We start from the raw sequence: 22869 nt of genomic DNA, 5'->3' as shown, positions 1-22869 counted from the left end.
CGTCGGCCGTAAACTCCGTACTCTGTATACAGAGTTCAAAGAAAGCCACCCATGCCCGCCCAGCTCGTCAGCATCGAAGTCGCCCCCGACCTCGTCGATCAGGTCTACCGCGCCCTCCTCGGCGCCATCAGCAGCGGCACGCTCGCGCCGGGTGAGCGCATCACGCAGGAAGACATCGCCTCCCGCCTCTCGGTGTCGCGACAGCCAGTGCTGCAGGCGCTTCGGCTGCTGAAGAAAGACGGCTTCGTGCTCGATGCACCCGGCCGCGGCGTGCTGGTGGCGCCGCTGGAAGCCGAGGCGATGCGCAAGGTCTACCAGGTGCGCGGCGCGCTCGATGTGCTGGCCGCTCGGCTGGCGGCACAGCAGCGTTTTCGCATCGACCCGAAACTCATCGAGCGCGGCCGGCGTGCCGCGCGCGGACGCAATGTCGAAGCAATGATCGATGCCGACGTGGCCTTTCACCAGGCCATCTACGAGGCATCTGGCAACCCGCTGATCGGCCAGAGCGCCGATCCGCACTGGCGCCACCTGCGCCGCGCGATGGGTGCGGTGCTGCAGGCCGAGCCGCAGCGCGAATCGCTGTGGGACGAGCACGAGGCGATTGCCGCGGCCATTGCCGCCGGCAACGTCGAGCGCGCCTCGCGCCTGAGCGAAGAACACGTCTCGCGGGCCAGCGAGGCACTGAGCGAACGGCTCGCGCAGCAACTGGCGCGAGCCGCATCCGTCATTCCCACGAAAAAAGGAGACAAGGCATGAAGCTGACCCCCGAGCAACGCGCGCAGTTCGAGCGCGACGGCTATCTGTTCTTCCCCGGCCACTTCTCGGCCGAAGAGACGAAGGTGCTGACCGACGCGGTGCCCGATCTCTACAGCAGGCGCGAGGCCTTCAACGTGCGCGAGAAAGGCTCCGACGCCGTGCGCACGAACTTCGCCGCGCACCTCATCAGCGAGCCCTTCGCGCGGCTGGCGCGACACCCGCGCATGGTCGGCCCGGTGACCGATCTCTTCGAGGAAGAGGTCTACATGCACCAGTTCAAGATCAACGGCAAGATGGCCTTCGAGGGCGACGTGTGGCAGTGGCACCAGGACTACGGCACCTGGCTCAACGACGACCTGATGCCCACCGAGCGCGCGATGAACGTCGCGATCTTTCTCGACGAGGTGACCGAGCACAACGGCCCGCTGATGTTCATTCCGGGCAGCCACCGCAAGGGCGTGGTCGATGCGAAGCATGACCTCACGACCACCAGCTACCCGCTGTGGACCGTGGACAACGACCTGATCCGCCAACTGGTCGATCGCGCGGGCGGCAAGCACGGCGGCATCGTCTCGCCCAAGGGGCCGGCCGGTTCGATGATCCTGTTCCACAGCTGCCTGGTGCATGCCTCGGGCAGCAATCTGTCACCCTTCAACCGCGTGGCGGTGTACCTGAGCCTGTGCGCGGTCAGCAACCACATCCGGCGCCACAAGCGGCCCGAGTACATCGCGCACCGCGACTTCACGCCCATCGAGATGCTGCCCGACGACTGCCTGCTGAAGCCGTACCCGGTCGATGTGCCGTGGAAAAACGGCCTGCCCGAGAGCGCACTGCGCACCTCGCTCGACGTGCTCGACACCGCGGAGGCCTGACCCCATGAGCCTGCACACCCGCCTGCAACAACGTGCCGCCGAAGGCCGCCCCATCCGCATCGGCCTGATCGGTGCCGGCAAGTTCGGCTCGATGTACCTCGCACAGATTCCACGCACGCCCGGCGTGCAGCTGGTGGCAATTGCTGATCTTTCGCCCGACGCTGCCCGCGTCAACCTCGAACGCGTGGGCTGGCAGCCCGAGCGCGCCGCGGCTGGCTCGGTGCAAGAGGCGCTGAAGCACGGCACCACCTGGATCACCGACGACTGGCAGGCGGTGACGCGCGAACCTTCCATCGACATCGTGGTCGAGTGCACCGGCAACCCCATCGCCGCGGTCGACCACTGCCTCGACGCCTTCGCGCACGGCAAGCACGTGGTCAACGTGACGGTGGAGGCCGACGCCTTCTGCGGCCCGCTGCTTGCGCACAGGGCGCAGCAGGCCGGCGTGATCTATTCGCTGGCCTTCGGCGACCAGCCCGCGCTGATCTGCGACCTGGTCGACTGGGCGCGCACCTGCGGCTTTCCGGTGGTGGCGGCCGGGCGCGGCCACAAGTGGCTGCCGCACTTCACCGAATCGACGCCCGAGACGGTGTGGGGCAACTACGGCCTCACGCCCGAGCAGGCAAAACGTGGCGGGCTCAACCCGAAGATGTTCAACAGCTTTCTCGACGGCTCCAAGCCGTCGATAGAAAGCTCGGCGGTGGCCAACGCCACCGGGCTCACGGTGCCTTCGGACGGCCTGCTCTATCCGCCCGCGAGCGTGGAAGACATTCCCTTCGTCACGCGGCCGAAAAGCGAAGGCGGCGTGCTCGAACGCAAGGGCATGGTCGAGGTGGTGTCCTCGCTCGAAGCCGATGGCCGGAAGATTCCCTACGACATCCGCATGGGCGTGTGGGTCACGGTAGAGGCCGAAACCGACTACATCAAGAACTGCTTCGAGGAATACAACGCCCACACCGACCCGAGCGGGCGCTACTTCACGCTCTACAAGCGCTGGCACCTGATCGGCCTGGAGGTCGGCATGTCGGTGGCCAGCGTGGCGCTGCGCGGCGAGCCCACCGGCGTGGCCACCTGCTGGAACGCCGACGTGGTCGCCACAGCCAAGCGCGACCTCGCGGCGGGCGAGATGCTCGACGGCGAAGGCGGCTACACGGTCTGGGGCAAGCTGCTGCCGGCCGAGCGCTCGCTGCGCCTGGGCGGCCTGCCGCTCGGGCTGGCGCACAACGTCAAGCTGGTGCGCCCGGTGAAGAAGGGCCAGAGCCTGAGTTGGGCCGACGTGGCGATCGACACCTCGACCGCCGCCTACAGGCTTCGCAACGAAATGGAAACCATGTTCGCACCCTCCATCAGGGCCAGGGCAGCATGACGGCCTAGGGCATAGGTGGTGCAACCGTTGCGCCAAACGGCAATCGCATAAAAAATAATCTGCTCGGCACGAACCCGTGTCGAAATGACCGCCGGCGGGCCGTCATTGTGGTGAGCGATCTTGCTCAACAGCCTTTTCCTTGACGGAGAGACACCATGCAGTACATGTTGATGTTCTATCAGCCCGCGGCCGAATTCGAACAGCGCGACAACGCGTCCTCGCAGGCCTACCGGGCCAGCTGGGTCGCGTATGCCGACGCCGTGCGCCAGGCCGGCATCTCGCTCGGCGGCCACGGCCTCTTCCCGCCCATGACCGGCACCACGCTGCGCGTGCGCGGCGACAAGCGCCAGGTGCAGGACGGCCCCTTCGCCGACACCAAGGAGCAGCTCGGCGGCTACTTCGTGGTCGACGTGCCCGACATCGACGCCGCGCTCGAATGGGCTGCGCGCGCGCCCTGCGCGACCAGTGGCGGGGTCGAGATACGGCCTGTGTTCATGGCGACCGCCGTAGCCGCATGAGTGATCCGGCGGTTCAGAGAGCCGCCGAACGTGCGGCGCGCGATTCTTACGGGCGGCTGCTGGCCATCCTGTCGGCGCGCACGCACGACATCGCCGCGTCGGAAGACGCACTGGCCGACGCCTTTGCGCGGGCGCTCGAGCGCTGGCCGTCCGACGGCATTCCCGTGCAGCCCGATGCCTGGCTGCTGAGCGTGGCCCGGCACCGCAAGCTCGACGCCTGGCGCCACACCCGTGTGCAGGACGCGGCCACGCAGAGCCTGCTGCTGCTGGCCGGCGAGGTCGACGAAGGCACCACCGACGGCGCGGCCGTGCCCGACGAGCGACTGCGCCTGCTCTTCGTGTGCGCGCACCCGGCCATCGACGCGCCGGCGCGCGCGCCGCTCATGCTGCAGACCGTGCTCGGCCTCGACGCGGCACGCATGGCCGGCGCCTTTCTCACCGCGCCAGCCACGCTCGGCCAGCGGCTGGTTCGCGCCAAGGCCCGCATCCGCGCAGCCGGCATTCCATTCGAATACCCGCAGGCGCGCGACCTGCCGCAGCGGCTGCAGGACGTGCTCGACGGCATCTACGCCGCCTACGGCACCGGCTGGGACGACGTGGACGGCGCCGACGCCCTGCCCCGCGGCCTCACGGCCGAGGCCATCGACCTCTGCCGCATCCTGTGCGGCCTGATGCCGAACGAGCCCGAGCCGCTGGGCCTGCTCGCGCTGATGCTGTTCTGCGAAAGCCGCGCCGCGGCCCGTCGCAGCGAGACCGGCGCGTACGTGCCGCTCGACCAGCAAGACCCGCTGCGTTGGGACCCGGACCTGCTCGCGGAGGCCGAACGTTGTCTGCGGCTGGCATCGGACATGAAATCTCTCGGTGCATACCAGCTTGAAGCGGCCATCCAGTCGGCCCATTGCGAACGCCGCGTGGGCGCGCCGGTCGCGCCCGAAGTGCTGGTGTCGCTGTACGAAGGCCTGCTGGCGCTGCGGCCGAGCATCGGCGCCCAGGTCAGCCGGGCCTGCGCGCTGGCGAACGCGCGCGGCCCCGAAATCGGCCTGCGGGCGCTCGAAGCCATTCCCGCGCTGGAGGTAGCGAACTACCAGCCGTTCTGGGCGGCGCGTGCGCACCTGCTCGCGGCCGGCGGCGCACGTTCCGCCTCGCGGCAGGCCTATGACCGCGCCATCGGCCTGAGCGCCAGCGCGGCGGTTCGCGCGTACCTGCATGCGATGTCGGATCGGCTCTGAGCGAACGGCTCAAGGCCTCGGACTTATTTCGCGTTGAACGTGCGGGGAAACAGCGCCGCCTGCGAACGGTCGCGCAGTCGGTAGCTCATAGCTGGTCGGCCGAGGCTGCCGGTGACCATGCCCGCCTCTTCCATGAACCCGCCGTCGAGCATGCGCTTGCGAAAGGCGCTTTTGTCGATACCGCGGCCCAGAACAACCTCGTAGGTCTGCTGCAGCGCCGGCAGGGTGAACGGCTCTTCGAGCAGAAAGGCCGGCAGCGAGGTGTATTCGACCTTGCTGCGCAGCCGGGCAACGGCCGCGTCGAGCAGTTCGCAGTGGTCGAAGGCCAGCCGCTTGCGCGAAGCGGCATCGACCTCGAACCACGCCACTTCGGGCGCGTTGGCGCCGCTGCGCAACTGCATGGCCTCCGCGGGAATCAGCGCATAGAAACAGTGCGTGGCCGACCAGCCGCGCGGATCGCGCTGCGCGCCACCCCAACTGCCGAGCTGTTCGAGATAGGGCGTCACCACACCGGTCTTCTCGCGCAGCTTGCGCAAGGCGCAATCGAGCAGCGTGGCGTCTTCGTCGATGTTCACGAAGCCGCCCGGCAACGCCCACTTGCCGGGGAACGGCTCGACCGTGTCGGAGGGCCGCTTCACCAGTAGGACTTGCAGCGCGTTGTCAAGCACGGTGAACGTCACCACATCGACCGTGACCAGCGGGCGCGGGAAGGTCAGGGCCGGAAAGTTTGACGAGGGGGTGCTCACAGGAAGGCTTGACTCCGGATTGATTAGTTGTACTATACAACCCTTAATTAGTTGCATAGGGCAACTCAAAAAAGAAGAAGCAAGAAATGAACAACGCTGTCACACCCCTTCCCGTCGAACCGCACGTCGCCCAACGCGCGCGCTGGCCGCAGAGCGGCCAACACATCCTCGCCCACCACGACGCGGCATCCGTCGTCGTGTACCAGGCCTACCGCCCCGCCATCGGCGAATATGCGATCCGCCACGGCCGACTCGACGGCCCGGACTTCAGCCTTTCGCGCATGAGCTGGATCAAGCCCAACTTCCTCTGGATGATGTACCGCTGCGGCTGGGGCACCAAGGAAGGCCAGGAGATCACGCTCGGCCTGCGCCTGCGCCGTGCTTTCTTCGAGCGCGTGGTGCGCGAGGCCGTGCCATCGACCTTCAGCCTCAGCTACCCGAGCCGCGAGGCATGGCAAGCAGCGGTCGAGAGCTCGGAAGTGCGCCTGCAATGGGACCCGGATCACTCGCCCAGCGGCCACAAGCTGGAACGCCGTGCAATCCAGCTGGGCTTGCGCGGCCGTACGCTCGCGGCTTTTGCGAGCGAAGAACTTTTGGAGGTCATCGACATGCGCGCCTTCGTGGACGCACAGCGCCCCTTGGCGCAAAACGACAACCCCGAATTGCAATTGCCGGTGGAGCATCCGCTCGACATCGGCACCTGAGGAGAAAAAAGAAATGACGACGACACCGCGCAGCATCCAGGATCTGCCTGCGTATTTCGCACAGGGCCATCAGCCCGAGTACCTGCTGTTCTGGGGCCACCAGGCGCCCAAGACCGGCGTGAACAAGAGTTGCTTCAGCCAGTGGTTCGAGGCCGAATTCACCGTCGATGGCACGCACTACCGCACGGCCGAGCATTTCATGATGGCCGGCAAGTCGCGCCTGTTCGATGATGCGGAAACCTGCGAGCAGATTCTGGCGGCCCGCACGCCGGGCGAAGCCAAGAAACTCGGCCGCAAGATCCGCGGATTTGACGAAGCGGCATGGGTGGCTGCGCGCCTCGACATCGTGACGCAGGGCAACATCGAGAAGTTCTCGCAGAACCCAGCACTCGGCGCCTTCCTGCTCGGCACCGGCCATCAGGTGCTGGTAGAGGCCAGCCCGGTCGATTCGATCTGGGGCATTGGCCTCGCGGCCACCGATCCTGCGGCGCAAGAGCCACGCGAATGGATGGGCCTCAACCTGCTGGGCTTTGCTCTGATGGCCGCACGCGATGCGCTGAGGAAAGCGCAATGACCAGCATCGAACGCTATCGAGGCTGCCTGCTCGGCCTGGCCTGCGGCGACGCCGTGGGCACCACGGTCGAGTTCCGCACGCGCGGCACCTTCGCGCCCGTGACCGGCATGCAGGGCGGTGGCCCTTTCGGGCTGATTGCCGGCGAATGGACCGACGACACCTCGATGACGCTGTGCCTTGCGGCGAGCCTGATCCACCGCAAGGGCTTCAATGCGGTCGACCAGATGAACCGCTACTGCAACTGGCGCAGCGTGGGCTACATGAGCAGCACCGGGCAGTGCTTCGACATCGGTTTGACCGTGTCGGGCGCTCTTACCCGCTACCTCGCGTCGGGCGATCCGTTCTCGGGCGACCCCGATCCGCGCACGGCCGGCAACGGCGCGCTGATGCGGCTCGCACCGGTGCCGATGTTCTATGCAGCGAGCGCCGAGGCCACTTGGCAGCAGGCCGGCGAAAGCACGCGCACCACGCACGGTGCGCTGGAGGCGATCGAGTGCTCGCGACTCTTCGCGCTGCAGTTGCGCGCGGCATTGCGCGGCGAAAGCAAGGCGGCGATTCTTGCGACCGTGCCGATGGAGCCGCTGAGCGAGAAGGTCGCGGCACTGGCGCGCGGCGACTACGCCTCGAAGCCCATCGAGCGCATCAAGGGATCGGGCTACTGCGTCGAATCGCTCGAAGCGGCGCTCTGGTGCTTTGCGCACACCGAATCCTTCGAGGACGCCGTGCTCGCTGCGACCAACCTCGGCGACGACGCCGACACCACCGCCGCGATCTGCGGCCAGCTGGCTGGTGCCTTCTACGGCTTCGGCGGCATTCCGGAGAGTTGGCTCAGGCAGCTCGTCATGCGCGGCGAAATGGAGCAGATGGCCGACCAGTTGCTGGAGTTGGCCAGCTAGTCGTGTCGCGCAATCACTCCTGCGGCACAGCGACCGATTCCCCCACCCGCTTCGCATCGAGCTGGCTGCCACCCTGCGTCAGAGACACCGCGACCACCGCATTCCCCGTATCCCGCCGGAAGACGAACTGCGCGCCGATGCCGGTCACGGCAAACCGGTCGTTGCCGGTGGGCGTTAGCGCGTTGTAGCCGCGCCCGGTCTCGCGCACCAGCAGCTTGCCGCTGCGCACGGTGAAGCTCAGCGACTTGGCCTTCGTCACGCGGAACTCGCCCTTGTAGTCTTCCAGCCGCTTCGGATCGACGGGCACTTCCACCGTCGGCACCGGGTAGCGGCTCTTGCCGATGGCCAGCATCACGGGCTGCATCGGCGCGCGTGCGTTGCTGCTGAGGACGATCATCGCTTCGCCGGTGTCGGGCGCGAGCAGCCATAGCGTGCGGTAGCCCTCGGTGACGCCTGCGTGCCAGTAGGTGCGCCGGCCGCCTTCGGGGCCGCGCACCATCACTGCGTAGCCGATATCGGCGCCCTCGTAGCGCGCCAGCGGGGTGAGCATGCGCGCGGCGGCCGGGCCGAGAGGGCCGCTGGCGCCCGCGAGGATGGCGCGGCTGAAGGTCATCATGTCGGCGGCGGTGGAGCGCAGCGCGCTGGCCGGTGCGTAGGCCAGCATGTCGAACAGCGGCTGGCGGCGGTCGCCGGCAAAGGCCGGGGCCATGCGCGAGGCCTTGTCGCCGAGCGAGATCACGGTGTCGTTCATGCCCAGCGGCTCGGTGATGCGCGCACGCACCAGCTCGCCCCACGAGGTGTTGTAGTGCTCGGCCAGCAACTGGCCGAGCAGCGCCATGCCGAAGTTGCTGTACGCGCCCTCGCACGGCGGCGCGGCGGCAGTGAGCTTGATGCGCGCGAGGGACGCCCAGAACATGGGCTTGTCGAAGGTGCGGAACTGTTCGGCGAGCGGCGCGCCGCCTGTTACGCCATCGGCCATCACGGGCATGCAGCCCGTATGCGTGACGAGCTGGCGCAGCGTGACCGAGGCCACGGCGGACGATGGGCCTTCGACCTTGCCGGCGAGCAGCTTGCCCACGGTGTCGTCGAGCTTGAGGTCGCCGCGCTCCACCGACTGCGCGAGCAGCAGGCCGGTGAAGACCTTGGTGACGGAGCCGATCTCGAACATCGGCTGCTCGGCACTGCCAGCCGCGATGGCGCGCGGCGACGACGGAGGCTCGGGGTTGTAGGCGGCGCCGTAGGACGCCTGGCCGTTGCGCAGCGTGCCCACCACCAGCGTGCCCCGCTCGGCACCGAGAGCGGCCTTGGCCAGCACCGTCGGGTCACTGGCGAGTGTCAGGGGTTGCTGAAGCTGTGCGGCGGCGTGGCCTGCCAGCAGCGGTGCGATGAGCCAGGCCGCAAGCCAGGGGCGGTACAGGGCAGGGGGCAAGAGCCGCATCGTCGGATTCCTCAGGCGTCGTCGAAGAGGCGCCATCGTGCCACGGCGGTGTAACACCGCGCGCGCCGCGACAATTGCCCGATGCGCGCATTGCTCACCACCTTCTCCTGGCAGGAACTCCGCCACCACCCCTGGCGCAATGCGGCGGCCGTGCTGGCCGTGATGCTGGGCGTGGCGTTGGCCTTCTCGGTGCAGTTGATCAACGCGTCGGCGCTCGACGAGTTCGCGAGCGCGGTGCGCTCTGTCAACGGCCAGCCCGACCTGGAAGTGCGCGCCGTACAGGGCGGCTTCGACGAGGCCGTGTTCGAGCGGCTGGCCCGGCACCCGCAGGTGGCGCTGGCGAGCCCCGTGGTCGAGTTCCAGGGCTTGGCGCTGGCCGGCGAGCGCCAGGTGCCGATGCGCGTGATGGGCGTCGATGCGCTGGTGCTGCCGACCATCGCGCCCGCGCTGATGCCGCAGGCCGCGGCCGGTGCCGACCGCTTCTCGCTGTTCGCGCCGGGCCATGTGTTCCTCAACGCCGCGGCGCGCGGCGCACTGGGCCTGCCGGCGGAAACGCCCGCCGGAACGACGGAGACGATGCAACTGCGCAGCGGCGACGCATGGCACAAGCTCGACGTGGCCGGCCATGTCGCCGCCAGCGGCACGGCGCTCGCGGTGATGGACATCGCGGCCGCGCAAGAGCTGTTCGGCCAGATCGGCCGGCTCAGCCGCATCGACCTGCGGCTGGCACCCGGCACCGACAGGGCCGCCTTCATGGCCTCGCTGCAGCAGTCGCCGGGCTGGCCAGTGGGCGTGCAGTTTGCCGAGCCCGGCGATGCGGCCCAGCGCGTGAGCAATCTGTCGCGCGCCTACCGCGTGAACCTGACGGTGCTGGCGCTTGTGGCGCTGTTCACGGGCGCGTTCCTGGTCTTCTCGGTGCTGGCGCTCAGCGTGGCCAAGCGCGCGCAGCAGTTCGCGCTGCTCGGCGTGCTCGGCCTCACGCCGCGCGAACGGCTGCGGCTGGTGCTGGCCGAATCGCTGGTGCTGGGGCTGATCGGCAGCGCGGCGGGTCTCGCGCTGGGTACGGCGCTCGCGGCCTTTGCGTTGCGCGTTCTGGGCGGAGACCTCGGTGGCGGGTACTTCGAAGGCGTGGCGCCCACGCTGCACTGGAGCGCGGGCTCGGCGTTGCTGTACGGCGGACTGGGCGTGCTGGCCGCGCTGGTCGGCGGCTGGTGGCCCGCGCGCGCGGCACAGGCGCTGCCCGAAGCACAGACGCTCAAGGGCCTGGGCGCCGCGCCCACACAGGGCAACGGCCACTGGCTGGCGCTGGGGCTGATCGCGCTGGGCGCGGTGCTGGCCAACGTGCCGGCCATCGGCGGCATCCCGGTGGCGGCATACCTGTCGGTGGGCTGCCTGCTGGTCGGAGGCATCACCGCCCTGCCCTGGCTGATCGCGCTGCTGTACGACCGAGTTGCGCCAATGTTCGCGCAACGCGTGCTGCCGATGCTGGCGGTGGAGCGCGCGCGCCGCATGCGCGGCACGGCCGCCGTGGCGGTCAGCGGCGTGGTGGCAAGCCTGAGCCTGGCGGTCGCACTCACGGTGATGGTCGCGAGCTTTCGTGATTCGGTGACGCACTGGCTCGACGTGGTGCTGCCGGCCGACCTGTACGTGCGCGCCACCTCGGGCGGACGCGGCAGCAACAGCGGCAACAGCAGCAGCACCGACACCGCGACTTTCTCGCCGGCCTTCGTGCAGTCTCTGGCGCAGTTGCCCGGCGTGGCGCGCACGGGCACGCTGCGCACGCAATCGCTGCAGCTCGATGCGACACGGCCCACCGTGACGCTGATTGCGCGCAGCCTGGAAGGCGGGGCAACGCAGTCGTTGCCACTGGTGGGTGCCGCACTGCCCGTACCCGAGGGGCAGATCGGCATCTACGTGAGCGAGCCGATGGTGGAGCTGTATGGCGCGAAACCGGGCACGGCCTTCACTCCGCTGTCGGATGCGATGGGCCTGCGGGCGGGTTCGAAGAAGGCGCAAACGTTCTTCGTGGCGGGCGTGTGGCGCGACTACGCGCGGCAATTCGGCACGGTCACGATGGATGCGCGGGACTTCGAGCGCATCACCGGCGAGCGCAATGTGAGCGACGTGGCGCTGTGGCTTGCGCCCGGAGCGTCGGAAGGCGCGGTGCAGACTGCGGTGCGCGCCTTGGCAGCACGCCAGGGCGGCTCGTCCGCAGAGTCCGTCGAGATCGCATCGGTGGGGCAGATCCGCGCGACCTCGCTGCGCATCTTCGATCGCAGCTTCGCGGTGACCTACTGGCTGCAGGCGGTGGCCATCGCCATCGGGCTGTTCGGCATTGCCGCGAGCTTCAGCGCGCAGGTGCTGGCGCGGCGCAAGGAGTTCGGGCTGCTCGCGCACCTGGGCTTCACGCGAAGGCAGGTGCTGGCAGTGGTGGCCGGTGAAGGCGCCGCGTGGACCGCCATCGGCGCCGTGGCCGGATTAGGACTGGGGCTGGCCGTGTCGGTGGTGCTCGTGAAGGTCGTGAACCCGCAGAGCTTCCACTGGAGCATGGACCTGCTGGTGCCATGGGGCCGCCTGCTGGCGCTGTGCGCGGCGGTGGTGGCCGCCGGCACGGTGACGGCCTGGATGGCGGGCCGGGCCGCCGCCGGCAAGGACGTGGTGCTGGCGGTGAAGGAAGACTGGTAGCGCCCTCGGCGTCTCAGCGCGCCGGCGTCAACTGGATCCGCTCCACCGTTTCCTTCTCGACAGCCCCCCGGCTGTAGACCAGCGGCACGTACTTGCCTTCGAGCCACAGCGGCGCAAGGTCGCGGTAGTTCGGGCTCTCCGGGTTGCCCGACTGGCCCGGCGTGTTGATGACGCGCGAGGCGTCCCAGTTGCCCACGTCCAGCACCATGCGGAACGATGCGCCCGCCGTCAGCTTGTAGTCGCTGGCCCGGTAGGTGGCCGCCATCGGCGTGAAGGAAGAACCGGACATCGGCCAGTCGCCCACGTCGAGCTTCTTGCGCGTGGCGGCATCGACCACGCCGCCGAGCGGATGGCGGAACTCGGCGCGGTGCAGCGCGCCCCACTTCCAGGTCGCGGGGTCGGGGCCGAGCTTGGTGGTGAGCTCTTGCATCGCTACTGGCAGTGTCTTCAGCAGCAGTGCATCGCGCTGCTCGTTCGTGACCCAGCCGAACGGGTTTTCGAGCAGCAGCACCATGCGCGTGTTGTCGCCGGGCGCGGCCAGCGCGGCGCCTGCATCGCCTGCGCCGGCCTTGAGCACGGCGGCACGCAGCGGCTTGCTGCTCCACACCTCGTACAGCGCGGCGGCCGCGCTGTCGCGGTCCATGGTGCCGTCCCAGCTTTGCAGCATGCGCAGCGCTGTTGCCGTTTGCGCGTCGTCGCTGCGCAGGCCGGCCAGCAGCTTCAGCACGCGCTGCGCGGGCGTCGCGACGATGTCGTTCTGCATGCGCTCCGAGTCTTCGACAGAGAAGCGCGAACCCGCCGCCACCTTGGCCGCGAACAGCTCCTTGAGCCGCCGCGCACGCGCCGCGTCGCTCCACTCGTAGCCCACGCCCTTCTTCGCGGCGGGATGGTCGGGCGGAATGTTGTTCTCGTTGGCGGTCACCACATAGCCACGCGCCGGGTTGAACTCCGAAGGCAGCTCGTCGCCGTTGCGGAAGCCCGACCATTCGTAGCGCCCGTCGCCGGGCACCGGCATCAGCCCGTCCCAGTTGGGCCGGATGGGCGTGAGGCCGCCGGGAATCCAGCCGACGTTGCCGCTGGTGTCCGCATAGACCTGGTTCTCGCCGGGCGCGCCCCAGCGGTTCATGGCCGCGCGGAACTGGTCCCAGTTGCGCGCGCGCATGTAGTCCATGGAGCCGAAGTACGGAGCCATGCCGGGCTCCAGCCACGCCGCGCGCAAGGCATACGCGCGCTGTTTGCCCGGCTCGGCCAGCAGCACCGGGCCATGGCGCGTGAAGGTGTTGACCACCTCGCGCGGCGCGCTCTCGCCCTTGACCGCGATGCGTTCGGTGACGCGCACCATCGGCTCCCAGCGACCTTGGTAGCGGTACTCGCTGGCATTGCGCGGGTTGAGCTGGTACACGTACAGGTCTTCCTGGTCCATGTAGAAGCGCGTGAGGCCGAAGGCGATGGTGCCGTTGTGCCCGATCGACAGGCCCGGCAGGAAGGGCTCGCCCGCGCCGATGGCGTCCATGCCAGGTGCGCTCAGGTGCGTCATGTAGCGCAGGCTGGGCGCACCGTGGGCACGGTGCGGGTCGTTGGCCAGGATGGGACGGCCGGTGGACGTGAACTTCGGCGAGATCACCCAGTTGTTGCTGCCGTAGGCGCCGGTCGGGTCGCCTTGCGAGGCCTGCAGTTGTTCTGCTTCGTCGCTGCCCGGCAGTTGGGCCACCGGTGACGCCAGCCGCGTGTTGGCCTTGGTGAACTGCGGCGACTCGGTTGCGCGCATGTAGGCCGCGCGCAGTTCGGCCGCAGGAATGGTGCACGGGTCGAGTCCCGGCGGTACGCGCGGGTTGATCGGCGGATCGAGCTCGCGGCGCAGCCAGTCGGCCTTGATGCCGGCGCCGCCCGCGCAGTAGGCTTTGGCGCGATCGATCTCCGACGTGAAGTTGAGCGTGAGGCCGTGATGCCGGATGCGCACCACGTCTTCGGGCGACCACGTGGCCGGCTGGTAGCCCAGCAGTGCGAACTCCGGCGGCAGCAACGAAGGCTGCGCGCGCACCTGAGCCACATACGCATTGACGCCGGCCGTGAAAGCCTCGGCCACGCGCTTGGCGTCGGAGCCGTAGGCCAGCCACTCGCGGTACATGTCGCCGCGGTAGAGCACGGCACGCGCGGCGCGGTCGTTCTCGACCCATGCGGGGCCGAAATCCTTCGCCATTTCGCCGAGGCCGCGCTTGCGCCAGAGATCCATTTGCCACAGCCGGTCGCGCGCGGCGATGAAGCCCTGCGCCACGAATGCGTCGTAGAGCGTGCCCGCATAAAGATGCGGCACGCCCCAGCGGTCGACCAGCACCTCGGCGGGCTTCTCGAGACCGGGCACGGCGAAGGATGAGGAAGGACGCATGGGCGTCTGCGAACCGGGAGGCCCCGACGCGCAACCCGCAAGCACGAAAGCTGCGAGCGCAACAACGCCGAAGGAATGCCTTTGACCTAACGAGCGCCGCGATGCGGGGCGCAGGTTTGTTCTTTTCATGTGTCTCGTCTCCTGCCTTGTTGTAGACGGCAGGGCACAGTATCCCGATTTGCGTGCCTTATCGCACCTTGTGGGCGTTACAAGGCATGACTTGTAGACTGGCGCCGATATGCAGCAGCAAACACCTTCCACCTCCTCGTCCTACTGCAGCGGCTGGCTCGGCGGCGCAATCCGCCGCATCGAAGCCGACTACCAGCGCAGCGCCGACACGCACCTGATCCCGCTGCCCCTGCCCTCGCTCGCGGCGCACGGCATCGACATGTACCTGAAGGACGAATCGACGCACCCGACCGGCAGCCTCAAGCACCGGCTCGCACGTTCGCTCTTTCTCTATGCGCTGTGCAACGGATGGGTGCGCGAAGGCACGACCATCGTCGAGGCATCGAGCGGCTCGACGGCCGTGAGCGAGGCCTACTTCGCGCGGCTGCTGGGCCTGCCCTTCATCGCGGTGATGCCGCGCACCACCTCGCCCGAAAAGATCGCGCAGATCGCCTTCTACGGCGCGAGCTGCCACTTCGTCGACCATGCCGCGCAGGTGTACGAAGAAGCCCGCGCGCTGGCCGAGCGAACCGGCGGCCACTACATGGACCAGTTCACGTACGCCGAGCGCGCGACCGACTGGCGCGGCAACAACAACATCGCCGAGAGCATGTTCCAGCAGATGTCGCGCGAGCGGCATCCGGTGCCGAAGTGGATCGTGGTGGGCGCGGGCACTGGCGGCACCAGCGCGACCATCGGTCGCTACCTGCGCTATCGCTGCCACGACACGCAGGTGTGCGTGCCCGACCCCGAAGGCTCGGTGTTCTCGGCCTACCACCGCACGGGCGACGCCACGCTGACGGCCGCCGGCTCGCGCATCGAGGGCATCGGCCGGCCGCGCGTGGAGCCCAGCTTCATCCGCACGCTGGTCGACCGGATGATCGAAGTGCCCAACCTCGATTCGGTGGCGGCCATGCATGCGCTGTCGGCGCTGCTGGGCCGCAAGGTCGGGCCGTCGACGGGCACCAACTTCATCGGCATGCTGGCCGTGGCGCAGGAGATGCGCGCGGCCGGGCAGCAGGGTTCCATTCTTTCGCTGCTGTGCGATGCGGGCGAGCGCTACCTGCCGAGCTACCACGACGCGGCTTGGGTGCGCAACGCCTTCGGCGACATCGGGCCGGCGCAGCAGCGCATCGATGCGCTGGTGGCGTCGTGATGTCTCCCATGCCACTGCTGTCGCGCCGCGGCCTGTTGTTGGCGGCGCTCGCGTCGGGTCCGCTGGCGGCATGGGCATTGCCCGAGCACCGGCTGGAGTTTCCGCGCGACTTCGGCAGCCACCCTGATCTGCACACCGAGTGGTGGTACATCACCGGCCATGCGAAGACGCTGGCGGGGCGCGAGTTCGGCTACCAGGTGACCTTCTTCCGTTCGCGCGTCGAGGCCACGCAGGGCATGCGCTCGGCCTTCGCGGCGAAGCACCTCGTGTTCGCGCACGCAGCCGTCACCGACCTCGAAGGCCGCGTGCTGCTGCATGACCAGCGCATCGCACGCGCGGGCTTCGGCGTAGCGGAGGCGAGCACGAGCGACACCGACGTGCGCATCCGCGACTGGTCGCTGGTGCGGGAAAAAGACGGCATCTACGTCGCGCGCATTCCGGCCGGCGAGTTCTCGCTCGACCTGCGCTTCACGCCCACGCAGCCGGTGCTGCTGCAAGGCAACGCAGGCCTCTCGCGCAAGGGCCCCGATGAATCGCAGGCGAGCTACTACTACAGCGAGCCGCAGCTCAAGGCGCAGGGCAAGCTCACGCTGAAGGGACAGGCCTTCGACGTGGGCGGAACCGCATGGCTCGACCACGAATGGAGCGAAGCGCTGATGCACCCCGAGGCCGTGGGCTGGGACTGGATCGGCATGAACCTCGATGACGGCAGCGCCCTCACCGCCTTCCATCTGCGGCGCAGCGACGGCAGCGCGCTGTGGGGCGGCGGCTCGTTCCGCCCGCGCGATGGCGTGGCTCGCACCTTCAAGAACGACGAAGTCCGCTTCGAGAGCCTCAAGACCTGGGACAGCCCGCGCACGCAGGCGAAGTACCCGACGCAATGGCGCGTACAGACGCCCTCCGGCAGCTTCGAGGTGCGCGCCTTGCTCGACGACCAGGAACTGGACAGCCGCGGCTCGACCGGCGGTGTGTACTGGGAAGGCGTAAGCGACCTGCTCGACGCCCAGGGGCGCCGTGTGGGCCGTGGCTACCTGGAAATGACCGGCTACGCCGCACCGCTGAAGCTGTAACCGTTGTAGCCGCGCACAAGCACTGACAACCAGCCGCCTCCCGCGTGCGTTGGGAATAATGTCCAGAACTCATCTGAAAACCAGAGGATCCCCACCATGAAGATTCGACTTGCCGTGCTGGCCGTGGCCGGCGCCCTTTCCATCCTTGCGAGCCCCCTTGCCGCCAACGCGCAGGTCTCGGTGAACATCAATGTGCCCGGGCTGGTGATGACGGCACCGCCGCCGCCACGCTACGAACCCCTGCCACCGCCGCGCGGCGGCTTCGTCTGGGTGCCGGGCCGCTGGGCCTGGGATGGCCGTGCCTACGGATGGCGTCCGGGCGGCTGGCAGCCCGAGCGCGCAGGCTACGCCTATGCCCCTGGCCGCTGGGTCGAGGACCGCGGCGGCTGGCGCTGGACCGAAGGCGACTGGCGCCGGCGCGAGGCGTACCGTGAAGCGCGCCGTGAACGCGAGTGGGAAGAAGAGCATCGCCGCCGCGACCACGATCGCGACTATCGGCGCGGCCATGACCATGATCGCGACCGCGGCGATTTCTGCCCGCCCGGCCAGGCGAAAAAAGGCAACTGCTGATGTGACCCGTCCTGCCATAGGTTGACACCTATGAAGGACGTATAGCCGGCCTGATCCAGCCGGCGATAGACGCCCGATGAACCTCATCGGGCGTTTTCAATTTTAGGGACAGGTGCGGTCTCTCCTGGTTGTAGATCTGCACGGACTGCTGGACCATCCGGCTGGCTTGTGCGAGGTCGGCGGGGCGGTGCAGCAGGAGCTCCATCTTCAAGATCCCATTGACGCGCTCGGCCAGCGCGTTCTGATAACAGTCATAGCCGTCCGTCATCGAGCACGCGATGCCGTGACGTCGGTGGATCTCCTGATAGTCGTTGGAGCAGTACTGGATCCCTCGGTCGGAGTGATGCACCAGCGCTTGCTGCGTTTGCCGGCTCTTGAGCGCCACCTTCAGCGCCCGGCTGACCTGCTCGGTGTGCAGGCTGTCGTGAACGTGATAGCCCACGATCTTGCGTGACCACGCATCCGTCACCAGGCTGAGATAGACGAACCCTCGATCGGTCAGCAGGTAGGTGATGTCGGCCACCCATACCTGCTCGCTGCCAGTGGGGGTCACTTGGTTGGGCCCCTCCTTGAGCAGGTTGGGATGACGGCGGAACCGGTGATGGCTGTCTGTGGTCTTGTGATACGCCCGCCTGGGCTGAACCAGCATGTGAGCCTCGCGCAGCACGTCCAACAATGCATCGCGTCCCAGACTCACGTTGGCCTGGTGCAGCGGCTGCTTGAGCAGATGGTGCAACTTGCGCGCGCCTAACCGGGGCTGGCGCAGGCGCACCGAGCGCACAAGCTCGATCACCGTGTCAGAACGGGTACGGCATTGTTGCTGGTGCTGCAGCGGCTGGTAGTAGGCCTGGCGGCTGACACCCCAATGGCGGCAAGCCCTCGATACGCTCAGCCCCGGGAGGAGCTTTTGCGAGAGGACTTGCCCGAAGGCTTTTTTACGACACGCACCCCATAGTCCTTCTTCAGGACATCGAGCACCGCCTCGAACAGCTGAGCCTTCTCCTTGGCCTCCCGAAGCTGGACTTCAAGAGCCTTGATCCTCTGCTCGGGGGTCAGCGGCGCAGGCGAAGGGGAGGATTTTTTGATCGGTACTGGCATGGGAAGCCGAGATGATGCCGAACCCCAACTGTGGCGACCATGCTTGCGCAGCCACACCAGCACGGTCGATTTGCCCTGGATGCCGTAGCGCTCCTGAGCCTGCTTGTAGGTGAGATCGCCTTTTTCTACCTGATCGACCACCGACAGCTTAAAAGCCAGTGTGTAGTCGCGCTGTGTGCGTTTGACGCCTGATTCCATTTGACTTGCCTTTTCTTGAAGGAAAAGGTGTCAACCCAGTTCAGGACGGGTCAATGCAATGAAAAAAGGGAGCCTCGGCTCCCTTTTTCATTGCAGTTGCCTTGCTTGCTATTTGGCTCGTCGCCGCTCGATGAACGCAATGATCTCGCCCATGATCCCCTTGCGGAACGCCAGCACGCAGATCACGAAGATCAGGCCCGTGACCATGGTCACCGACTCGCCCAGCGTGTTGAACCAGTCGATCGTCGTGATGCGCGCCAGGAAGTTGCCGAGTTCGCCGATCTTGTTCTCGAGCAGCACCACCACCGCCGAGCCCACCAGCGGCCCCGAGAGCGTGCCTAGGCCGCCCACCAGCGTCATCAGGATGACCTGGCCCGAAGCGGTCCAGTGCACGTCCGACAGCGTGGCGAAGCCCAGCACCAGCGTCTTGAGCGAACCGGCCAGGCCCGACAGCGCCGCGGAGATCACGAAGGCCAGCAGCTTGAAGCGGCTCACGTCGTAGCCCAGCGACAGCGCGCGCGGCTCGTTCTCCTTGATGCCCTTCAACACCTGCCCGAAGGGCGAGTGGATGGTGCGCACGATCAGCAGGAAGGCCGCGACCACGATGACCAGCGCGACGTAGTACATCGTGAGGTCGTTCGACAGATCGATCAGGCCGAACAGCTTGCCCCGCGGCACGCCCTGCAGGCCGTCTTCGCCGCCCGTGAACTTGGCCTGCAGCGCGACGAAGAACATCATCTGCGCGAGCGCCAGCGTGATCATCGCGAAGTAGATGCCCTGCCGGCGAATGGCCAGCACGCCGAAGAGCCAGCCGAGGAAAGCGCCAGTGAGCGTGCCCGCGATCAGGCCCAGTTCGGGCGTGAGGCCCCAGACCTTGATGGCATGGCCGGCCACATACGCGGAGCCACCAAGGAAGGCCGCATGGCCGAAGGACAGCAGGCCCGTGAAGCCCAGCAGCAGGTTGAAGGCCGCGGCGAAGAGTGCGAAGCACATCAGCTTCATCACGAACACCGGGTAGGCGCCGAAGAACGGCGCCAGGAGCAGCGCGACCAGCAGCAAGGCGTAGACGACGGTGGAGATTTTTTTCATGTTCATGCCGTTCGCCTTACTTTTCTTTGCCGAACAGGCCGGCGGGGCGAATCAACAGCACGATGACCATGATCACGAACACAACCGTAGACGATGCCTCGGGATAGAAAACCTTGGTGAGCCCTTCGATCACACCGAGCCCGAGGCCCGTGAGGATGGCGCCCATGATCGAACCCATCCCGCCGATCACCACCACGGCGAACACCACGATGATGAGGTTCTGCCCCATCAGCGGCGACACCTGCATCACCGGCGCGGCCAGCACGCCTGCGAAGGCCGCGAGCGCGCAGCCAAAGGCGTAGGTCAGCGTGATCATCAACGGCACGTTGACGCCGAAGGCTTCCACGAGCCGCGGGTTCTCGGTGCCGGCGCGCAGGTAGGCACCCAGGCGCGTCTTCTCGATCACGTACCAGGTGGCGAAGCACACCACGAGCGAGGCAACGACCACCCAGGCGCGGTAGTTCGGCAGCACCATGAAGCCCAGGTCGGTGGCGCTCGACAGCGCATCGGGCGCGTCGTAGGGCAGCCCCGACACGCCGTAGATCGAGCGGAACACGCCCTCGATCAGCAGCGTGAGGCCCAGCGTGAGCAGCAGGCCGTAGAGGTGGTCGAGCTTGTAGATCCAGCGCAGCAGCAGGCGCTCGATGAGCACGCCGAAGATGCCGATGACGACGGGCGCCGCGATCAGCATCACCCAGTAGTTGACGCCGAGGTACTCCATCGCCATCCACGTGAGGACAGCGCCGAGCATGAACAGCGCGCCATGTGCGAAGTTGATGACGTTGAGCAGGCCGAAGATCACCGCCAGCCCGAGGCTCAGGATGGCGTAGAAGGAGCCGTTGACCAACCCCAGGAGGAGCTGGCTCAAAAGCGCGGGAAGGGAAATGGTCATAAGCGTTTCAACGAACCCGGGCGGCTGCGCGCCCGCGGGGGATCACTTCCAGAGGGCGCACTTGCTCTCGGCCTTCGTCGTGAAGACCTCTTCGCCCTTGAGCTTCTGGATTACCTTGTAGTAGTCCCACGGCTGCTTGGATTCGGCCGGCGACTTGACCTGCACCAGGTACATGTCGTGCACGAAGCGGCCGTCGGCGCGCACGGTGCCCTTTGCGTAGAAGTCGTCGATGGGCGTGGCCTTGATCGTCTCCATCACCTTGTCGGCATCGACCGTCTTGGCAGCCTGCACGGCCTTCAGGTAGGTCATGGTGGCCGAGTAGTCGGCGGCCTGGATGTCGGTGGGCATGCGCTTGGTCTTCTCGAAGAAGCGCTTGCCGAAGGCGCGCGTCTTGTCGTCGAGGTTCCAGTCCCAGCTGGTGGTGAGCAGCAGGCCTTCTGTGTTCTTCAGGCCCAGGCTGTGCACGTCGGTCACGAACACCAGCAGGCCGACCATCTTCATGGTCTTGGTGATGCCGAATTCCTTGGCCGCCTTGATCGAGTTGATGGTGTCGCCGCCTGCATTGGCCAGCGCCAGCACCTGGGCCTTGGAGTTCTGCGCCTGCAGCAGGAACGAAGAGAAGTCGGAGGTGTTGAGCGGATGCTTCACGCTGCCCACCACGGTGCCGCCCTTCTCCTTCACGACCTTGGAGGCATCGGCCTCCAGCGCCTGGCCGAAGGCGTAGTCGGCAGTGAGGAAATACCAGCTCTTGTCGCCGCGCGCAATCACCGCGCTGCCGGTGCCCTTGGCCAGCGCCACGGTGTCGTAGGCGTAGTGCACGGTGTAGGGGCTGCACTGCTCGTTGGTGAGCGCCGAACTGCCCGCGCCGTTCACGACGAATACGCGCTTCTTCTCTTGCGCCACCTTGGCCATGGCCAGGGCGGTGCCCGAACTGGTGCCGCCGAACAGCATCGTCAGGCCCTGCGTGTCGATCCATTCGCGCGCCTTGGAGGCGGCGATGTCGGCCTTGTTCTGGTGGTCGGCCTGCAGCAGCTCGATGGGCATGCCGTTGACCTTGCCGCCGAAGTCGTCGATGGCCATCTGGATCGCGAGGGCGCCGTTCTTGCCCTCCACGTCCGCGTAGAGGCTCGACATGTCGGTGATGAAACCGATCTTGACCTTGTCCTGGGCCTTCGCGGCGCCAACGGCCATGAGGCAGGTAGCGGCGAGGCAGGCAGAGGCGATGAGCGTGCGTTTCATGGGATGGTTCTCTCGGTTGACTTCGGTGGAAGGGTCTGGCGCGGCGTCAGCCGGTTATTTCCAGAGAGCGCATTTCGTCTCGGCCTTGGTCGTGAAGACCTGGTCGCCCGGCAGCGTCTTGAGCACCTTCAGGTAGTCCCAGGGCTTCTTCGATTCGGCGGGCGACTTCACTTCGACCAGGTACATGTCGTGGATGAAGCTGCCGTCGGCACGGATGGTGCCCTTGGCATAGAAGTCGTCGACCTTGGTGCTCTTGAGCTGCGCCATCACCTTGTCGGAGTCGGTGGTCTTGGCGGCGGCCACGGCCTTCAGGTAGGTCATGGTGGCCGAGTAGTCGGCGGCCTGCACGTCGGTCGGCATGCGCTTGGTCTTCTCGAAGAAGCGGTTGGCGAACTTGCGCGATTCGTCGTTCAGGTCCCAGTACCAGCTGGTGGTGTGCAGCAGGCCTTCGGTGTTCTTCAGGCCCAGGCTGTGGATGTCGCTCAGAAAGACCAGCAGACCGGCGGTCTTCATGGTCTTGTTGATGCCGAATTCCTTGGCCGCCTTGATCGAGTTGATGGTGTCGCCACCGGCGTTGGCCAGGCCCAGGATCTGCGCCTTGGAGTTCTGCGCCTGCAGCAGGAACGAGGAGAAGTCCGAAGCGTTCAGCGGATGGCGCACCGCGCCCACCACCGTGCCGCCCTTTTCCTTCACCACCTTGGTGGTGTCGGCTTCGAGCGCGTGGCCGAAGGCGTAGTCGGCCGTCAGGAAGAACCAGCTCTTGCCGCCGCGGTCTACAACCGCCGCGCCGGTGCCTTTGGCCAGCGCCACGGTGTCGTAGGCGTAGTGGATGGTATAGGGGCTGCACTGCTCGTTGGTGAGCACCGAGCTGCCTGCGCCGTTGTTGAAGTACACGCGCTTCTTCTCTTCCGCAACCTTGGCGGTGGCCAGCGCGGTACCGGAGTTGGTGCCGCCGAAGACCATGGTCACGCCGGCCGTGTCGATCCATTCGCGGGCCTTGGAGGCGGCGATGTCGGCCTTGTTCTGGTGGTCGGCAACCAGCAGCTCGATGGGCTGGCCCAGCGCCTTGCCGCCGAAGTCGTCGATGGCCATCTGGATGGCGGTGGCGCCGCCCTTGCCTTCGAGGTCGGCATACAGGCTCGACAGGTCGGTGACGAAGCCGATCTTCACTTTTTCCTGCGCCTGCGCGGCGCCTGCGCCCATGGCAAGGACAGCGACG

20 protein-coding genes are annotated in these 22869 nt (G+C 67.2%); 12 read left to right on the top strand and 8 right to left on the bottom strand.

All coding sequences use genetic code 11. The features are described from left to right. Positions 1 to 51 precede the first annotated feature (51 nt). The 5 genes from BMW87_RS26635 (at position 52) to BMW87_RS26615 (ending at position 4741) form a co-directional block, all read left to right on the top strand. Positions 52 to 756: a GntR family transcriptional regulator gene (locus BMW87_RS26635; RefSeq protein WP_093079977.1), complete on the top strand. Its 705-nt coding sequence runs from the start codon at positions 52 to 54 to the stop codon at positions 754 to 756. Next, positions 753 to 1628 (top strand): phytanoyl-CoA dioxygenase family protein, encoded by an 876-nt coding sequence (locus BMW87_RS26630; protein WP_093079974.1) that lies wholly within the window; start codon positions 753 to 755, stop codon positions 1626 to 1628. Before BMW87_RS26635 ends, BMW87_RS26630 begins: the two co-directional genes overlap by 4 nt. Before the next feature lie 4 nt (positions 1629 to 1632). Beyond that, positions 1633 to 2994 (top strand): NAD(P)H-dependent oxidoreductase, encoded by a 1362-nt coding sequence (locus tag BMW87_RS26625; RefSeq protein ID WP_093079971.1) that lies wholly within the window; start codon positions 1633 to 1635, stop codon positions 2992 to 2994. Positions 2995 to 3149: 155 nt separating this feature from the next. Then, positions 3150 to 3512 carry a YciI family protein gene (locus BMW87_RS26620; RefSeq protein ID WP_093057816.1) on the top strand — a complete coding sequence of 121 codons (363 nt, stop codon included), beginning with the start codon at positions 3150 to 3152 and terminating at the stop codon, positions 3510 to 3512. Further along, positions 3509 to 4741 carry an RNA polymerase sigma factor gene (locus tag BMW87_RS26615; protein WP_093079969.1) on the top strand — a complete coding sequence of 411 codons (1233 nt, stop codon included), beginning with the start codon at positions 3509 to 3511 and terminating at the stop codon, positions 4739 to 4741. The genes BMW87_RS26620 and BMW87_RS26615 overlap by 4 nt, the downstream gene beginning before the upstream one ends. Before the next feature lie 23 nt (positions 4742 to 4764). Here BMW87_RS26615 and BMW87_RS26610 read toward each other — a convergent pair whose 3' ends face one another. Next, a complete protein-coding gene (locus tag BMW87_RS26610) occupies positions 4765 to 5487 on the bottom strand; it encodes an NUDIX hydrolase (RefSeq protein WP_093079965.1) in 723 nt (240 codons plus the stop codon). Between the two features lie 86 nt (positions 5488 to 5573). On the opposite strand from BMW87_RS26610, the gene BMW87_RS26605 reads away from it, so the two are divergent. From BMW87_RS26605 to BMW87_RS26595, 3 genes are read left to right on the top strand one after another with little or no spacing between them, the layout of a single operon-like run. Continuing rightward, entirely contained in the window at positions 5574 to 6191 is a 618-nt protein-coding gene (locus BMW87_RS26605; protein ID WP_093079962.1) for a DUF4291 domain-containing protein, read from the top strand. A gap of 13 nt (positions 6192 to 6204) precedes the next feature. Beyond that, the gene (locus tag BMW87_RS26600) at positions 6205 to 6765 is read left to right on the top strand and encodes an NADAR family protein (protein ID WP_093057820.1); all 561 of its coding nucleotides are present in this window, start codon (positions 6205 to 6207) and stop codon (positions 6763 to 6765) included. Beyond that, a complete protein-coding gene (locus BMW87_RS26595) occupies positions 6762 to 7661 on the top strand; it encodes an ADP-ribosylglycohydrolase family protein (protein WP_093079960.1) in 900 nt (299 codons plus the stop codon). The genes BMW87_RS26600 and BMW87_RS26595 overlap by 4 nt, the downstream gene beginning before the upstream one ends. A gap of 13 nt (positions 7662 to 7674) precedes the next feature. On the opposite strand, the gene BMW87_RS26590 is transcribed toward BMW87_RS26595, so the two are convergent. Continuing rightward, complete coding sequence (locus BMW87_RS26590; RefSeq protein ID WP_093079957.1) at positions 7675 to 9099, bottom strand: serine hydrolase domain-containing protein; 1425 nt, start codon at positions 9097 to 9099, stop codon at positions 7675 to 7677. 81 nt (positions 9100 to 9180) lie between these two features. On the opposite strand from BMW87_RS26590, the gene BMW87_RS26585 reads away from it, so the two are divergent. Continuing rightward, positions 9181 to 11784, top strand: a complete 2604-nt coding sequence (locus tag BMW87_RS26585) for an FtsX-like permease family protein (protein ID WP_093079955.1) — start codon at positions 9181 to 9183, stop codon at positions 11782 to 11784. Positions 11785 to 11797: 13 nt separating this feature from the next. On the opposite strand, the gene BMW87_RS26580 is transcribed toward BMW87_RS26585, so the two are convergent. Next, positions 11798 to 14299: a penicillin acylase family protein gene (locus BMW87_RS26580; protein ID WP_093079952.1), complete on the bottom strand. Its 2502-nt coding sequence runs from the start codon at positions 14297 to 14299 to the stop codon at positions 11798 to 11800. A 109-nt stretch (positions 14300 to 14408) separates the two neighbouring features. On the opposite strand from BMW87_RS26580, the gene BMW87_RS26575 reads away from it, so the two are divergent. From BMW87_RS26575 to BMW87_RS26565, 3 genes are all read left to right on the top strand, one after another. Next, positions 14409 to 15494 carry a PLP-dependent cysteine synthase family protein gene (locus BMW87_RS26575; protein WP_093079950.1) on the top strand — a complete coding sequence of 362 codons (1086 nt, stop codon included), beginning with the start codon at positions 14409 to 14411 and terminating at the stop codon, positions 15492 to 15494. Next, positions 15494 to 16564, top strand: a complete 1071-nt coding sequence (locus BMW87_RS26570; protein WP_093079947.1) for a lipocalin-like domain-containing protein — start codon at positions 15494 to 15496, stop codon at positions 16562 to 16564. The genes BMW87_RS26575 and BMW87_RS26570 overlap by 1 nt, the downstream gene beginning before the upstream one ends. 96 nt (positions 16565 to 16660) lie before the next feature. Next, positions 16661 to 17134, top strand: a complete 474-nt coding sequence (locus tag BMW87_RS26565) for a YXWGXW repeat-containing protein (RefSeq protein WP_093079945.1) — start codon at positions 16661 to 16663, stop codon at positions 17132 to 17134. A gap of 28 nt (positions 17135 to 17162) precedes the next feature. Here the strand turns inward: BMW87_RS26565 and BMW87_RS26560 are convergent. The 5 genes from BMW87_RS26560 to BMW87_RS26540 form a co-directional block, all read right to left on the bottom strand. After that, positions 17163 to 18430, bottom strand: a protein-coding gene (locus tag BMW87_RS26560) for an IS3 family transposase (protein ID WP_093079942.1) whose coding sequence is annotated in 2 segments (ribosomal slippage) — positions 17163 to 18071 and positions 18074 to 18430 — 1266 coding nt in all. Because the reading frame shifts where the segments join, the coding sequence is not laid out codon by codon here. Positions 18431 to 18538: 108 nt separating this feature from the next. Beyond that, positions 18539 to 19525, bottom strand: coding sequence for a branched-chain amino acid ABC transporter permease (locus BMW87_RS26555; RefSeq protein ID WP_176928912.1), 987 nt, complete (start codon positions 19523 to 19525; stop codon positions 18539 to 18541). 10 nt (positions 19526 to 19535) lie between these two features. Beyond that, entirely contained in the window at positions 19536 to 20411 is an 876-nt protein-coding gene (locus BMW87_RS26550) for a branched-chain amino acid ABC transporter permease (protein ID WP_093057828.1), read from the bottom strand. A 42-nt stretch (positions 20412 to 20453) separates the two neighbouring features. After that, positions 20454 to 21650, bottom strand: coding sequence for an ABC transporter substrate-binding protein (locus BMW87_RS26545; protein WP_093079940.1), 1197 nt, complete (start codon positions 21648 to 21650; stop codon positions 20454 to 20456). A gap of 54 nt (positions 21651 to 21704) precedes the next feature. After that, positions 21705 to 22853 (bottom strand): ABC transporter substrate-binding protein, encoded by a 1149-nt coding sequence (locus BMW87_RS26540; protein WP_256216924.1) that lies wholly within the window; start codon positions 22851 to 22853, stop codon positions 21705 to 21707. Positions 22854 to 22869: the final 16 nt, after the last annotated feature.

Origin of the sequence: Variovorax sp. OV084 (assembly GCF_900111625.1) — a bacterium.
In the GTDB taxonomy this organism is placed as follows: Bacteria; Pseudomonadota; Gammaproteobacteria; order Burkholderiales; family Burkholderiaceae_C; genus Variovorax.
This window is presented reverse-complemented; position numbering and strand designations above follow the sequence as displayed.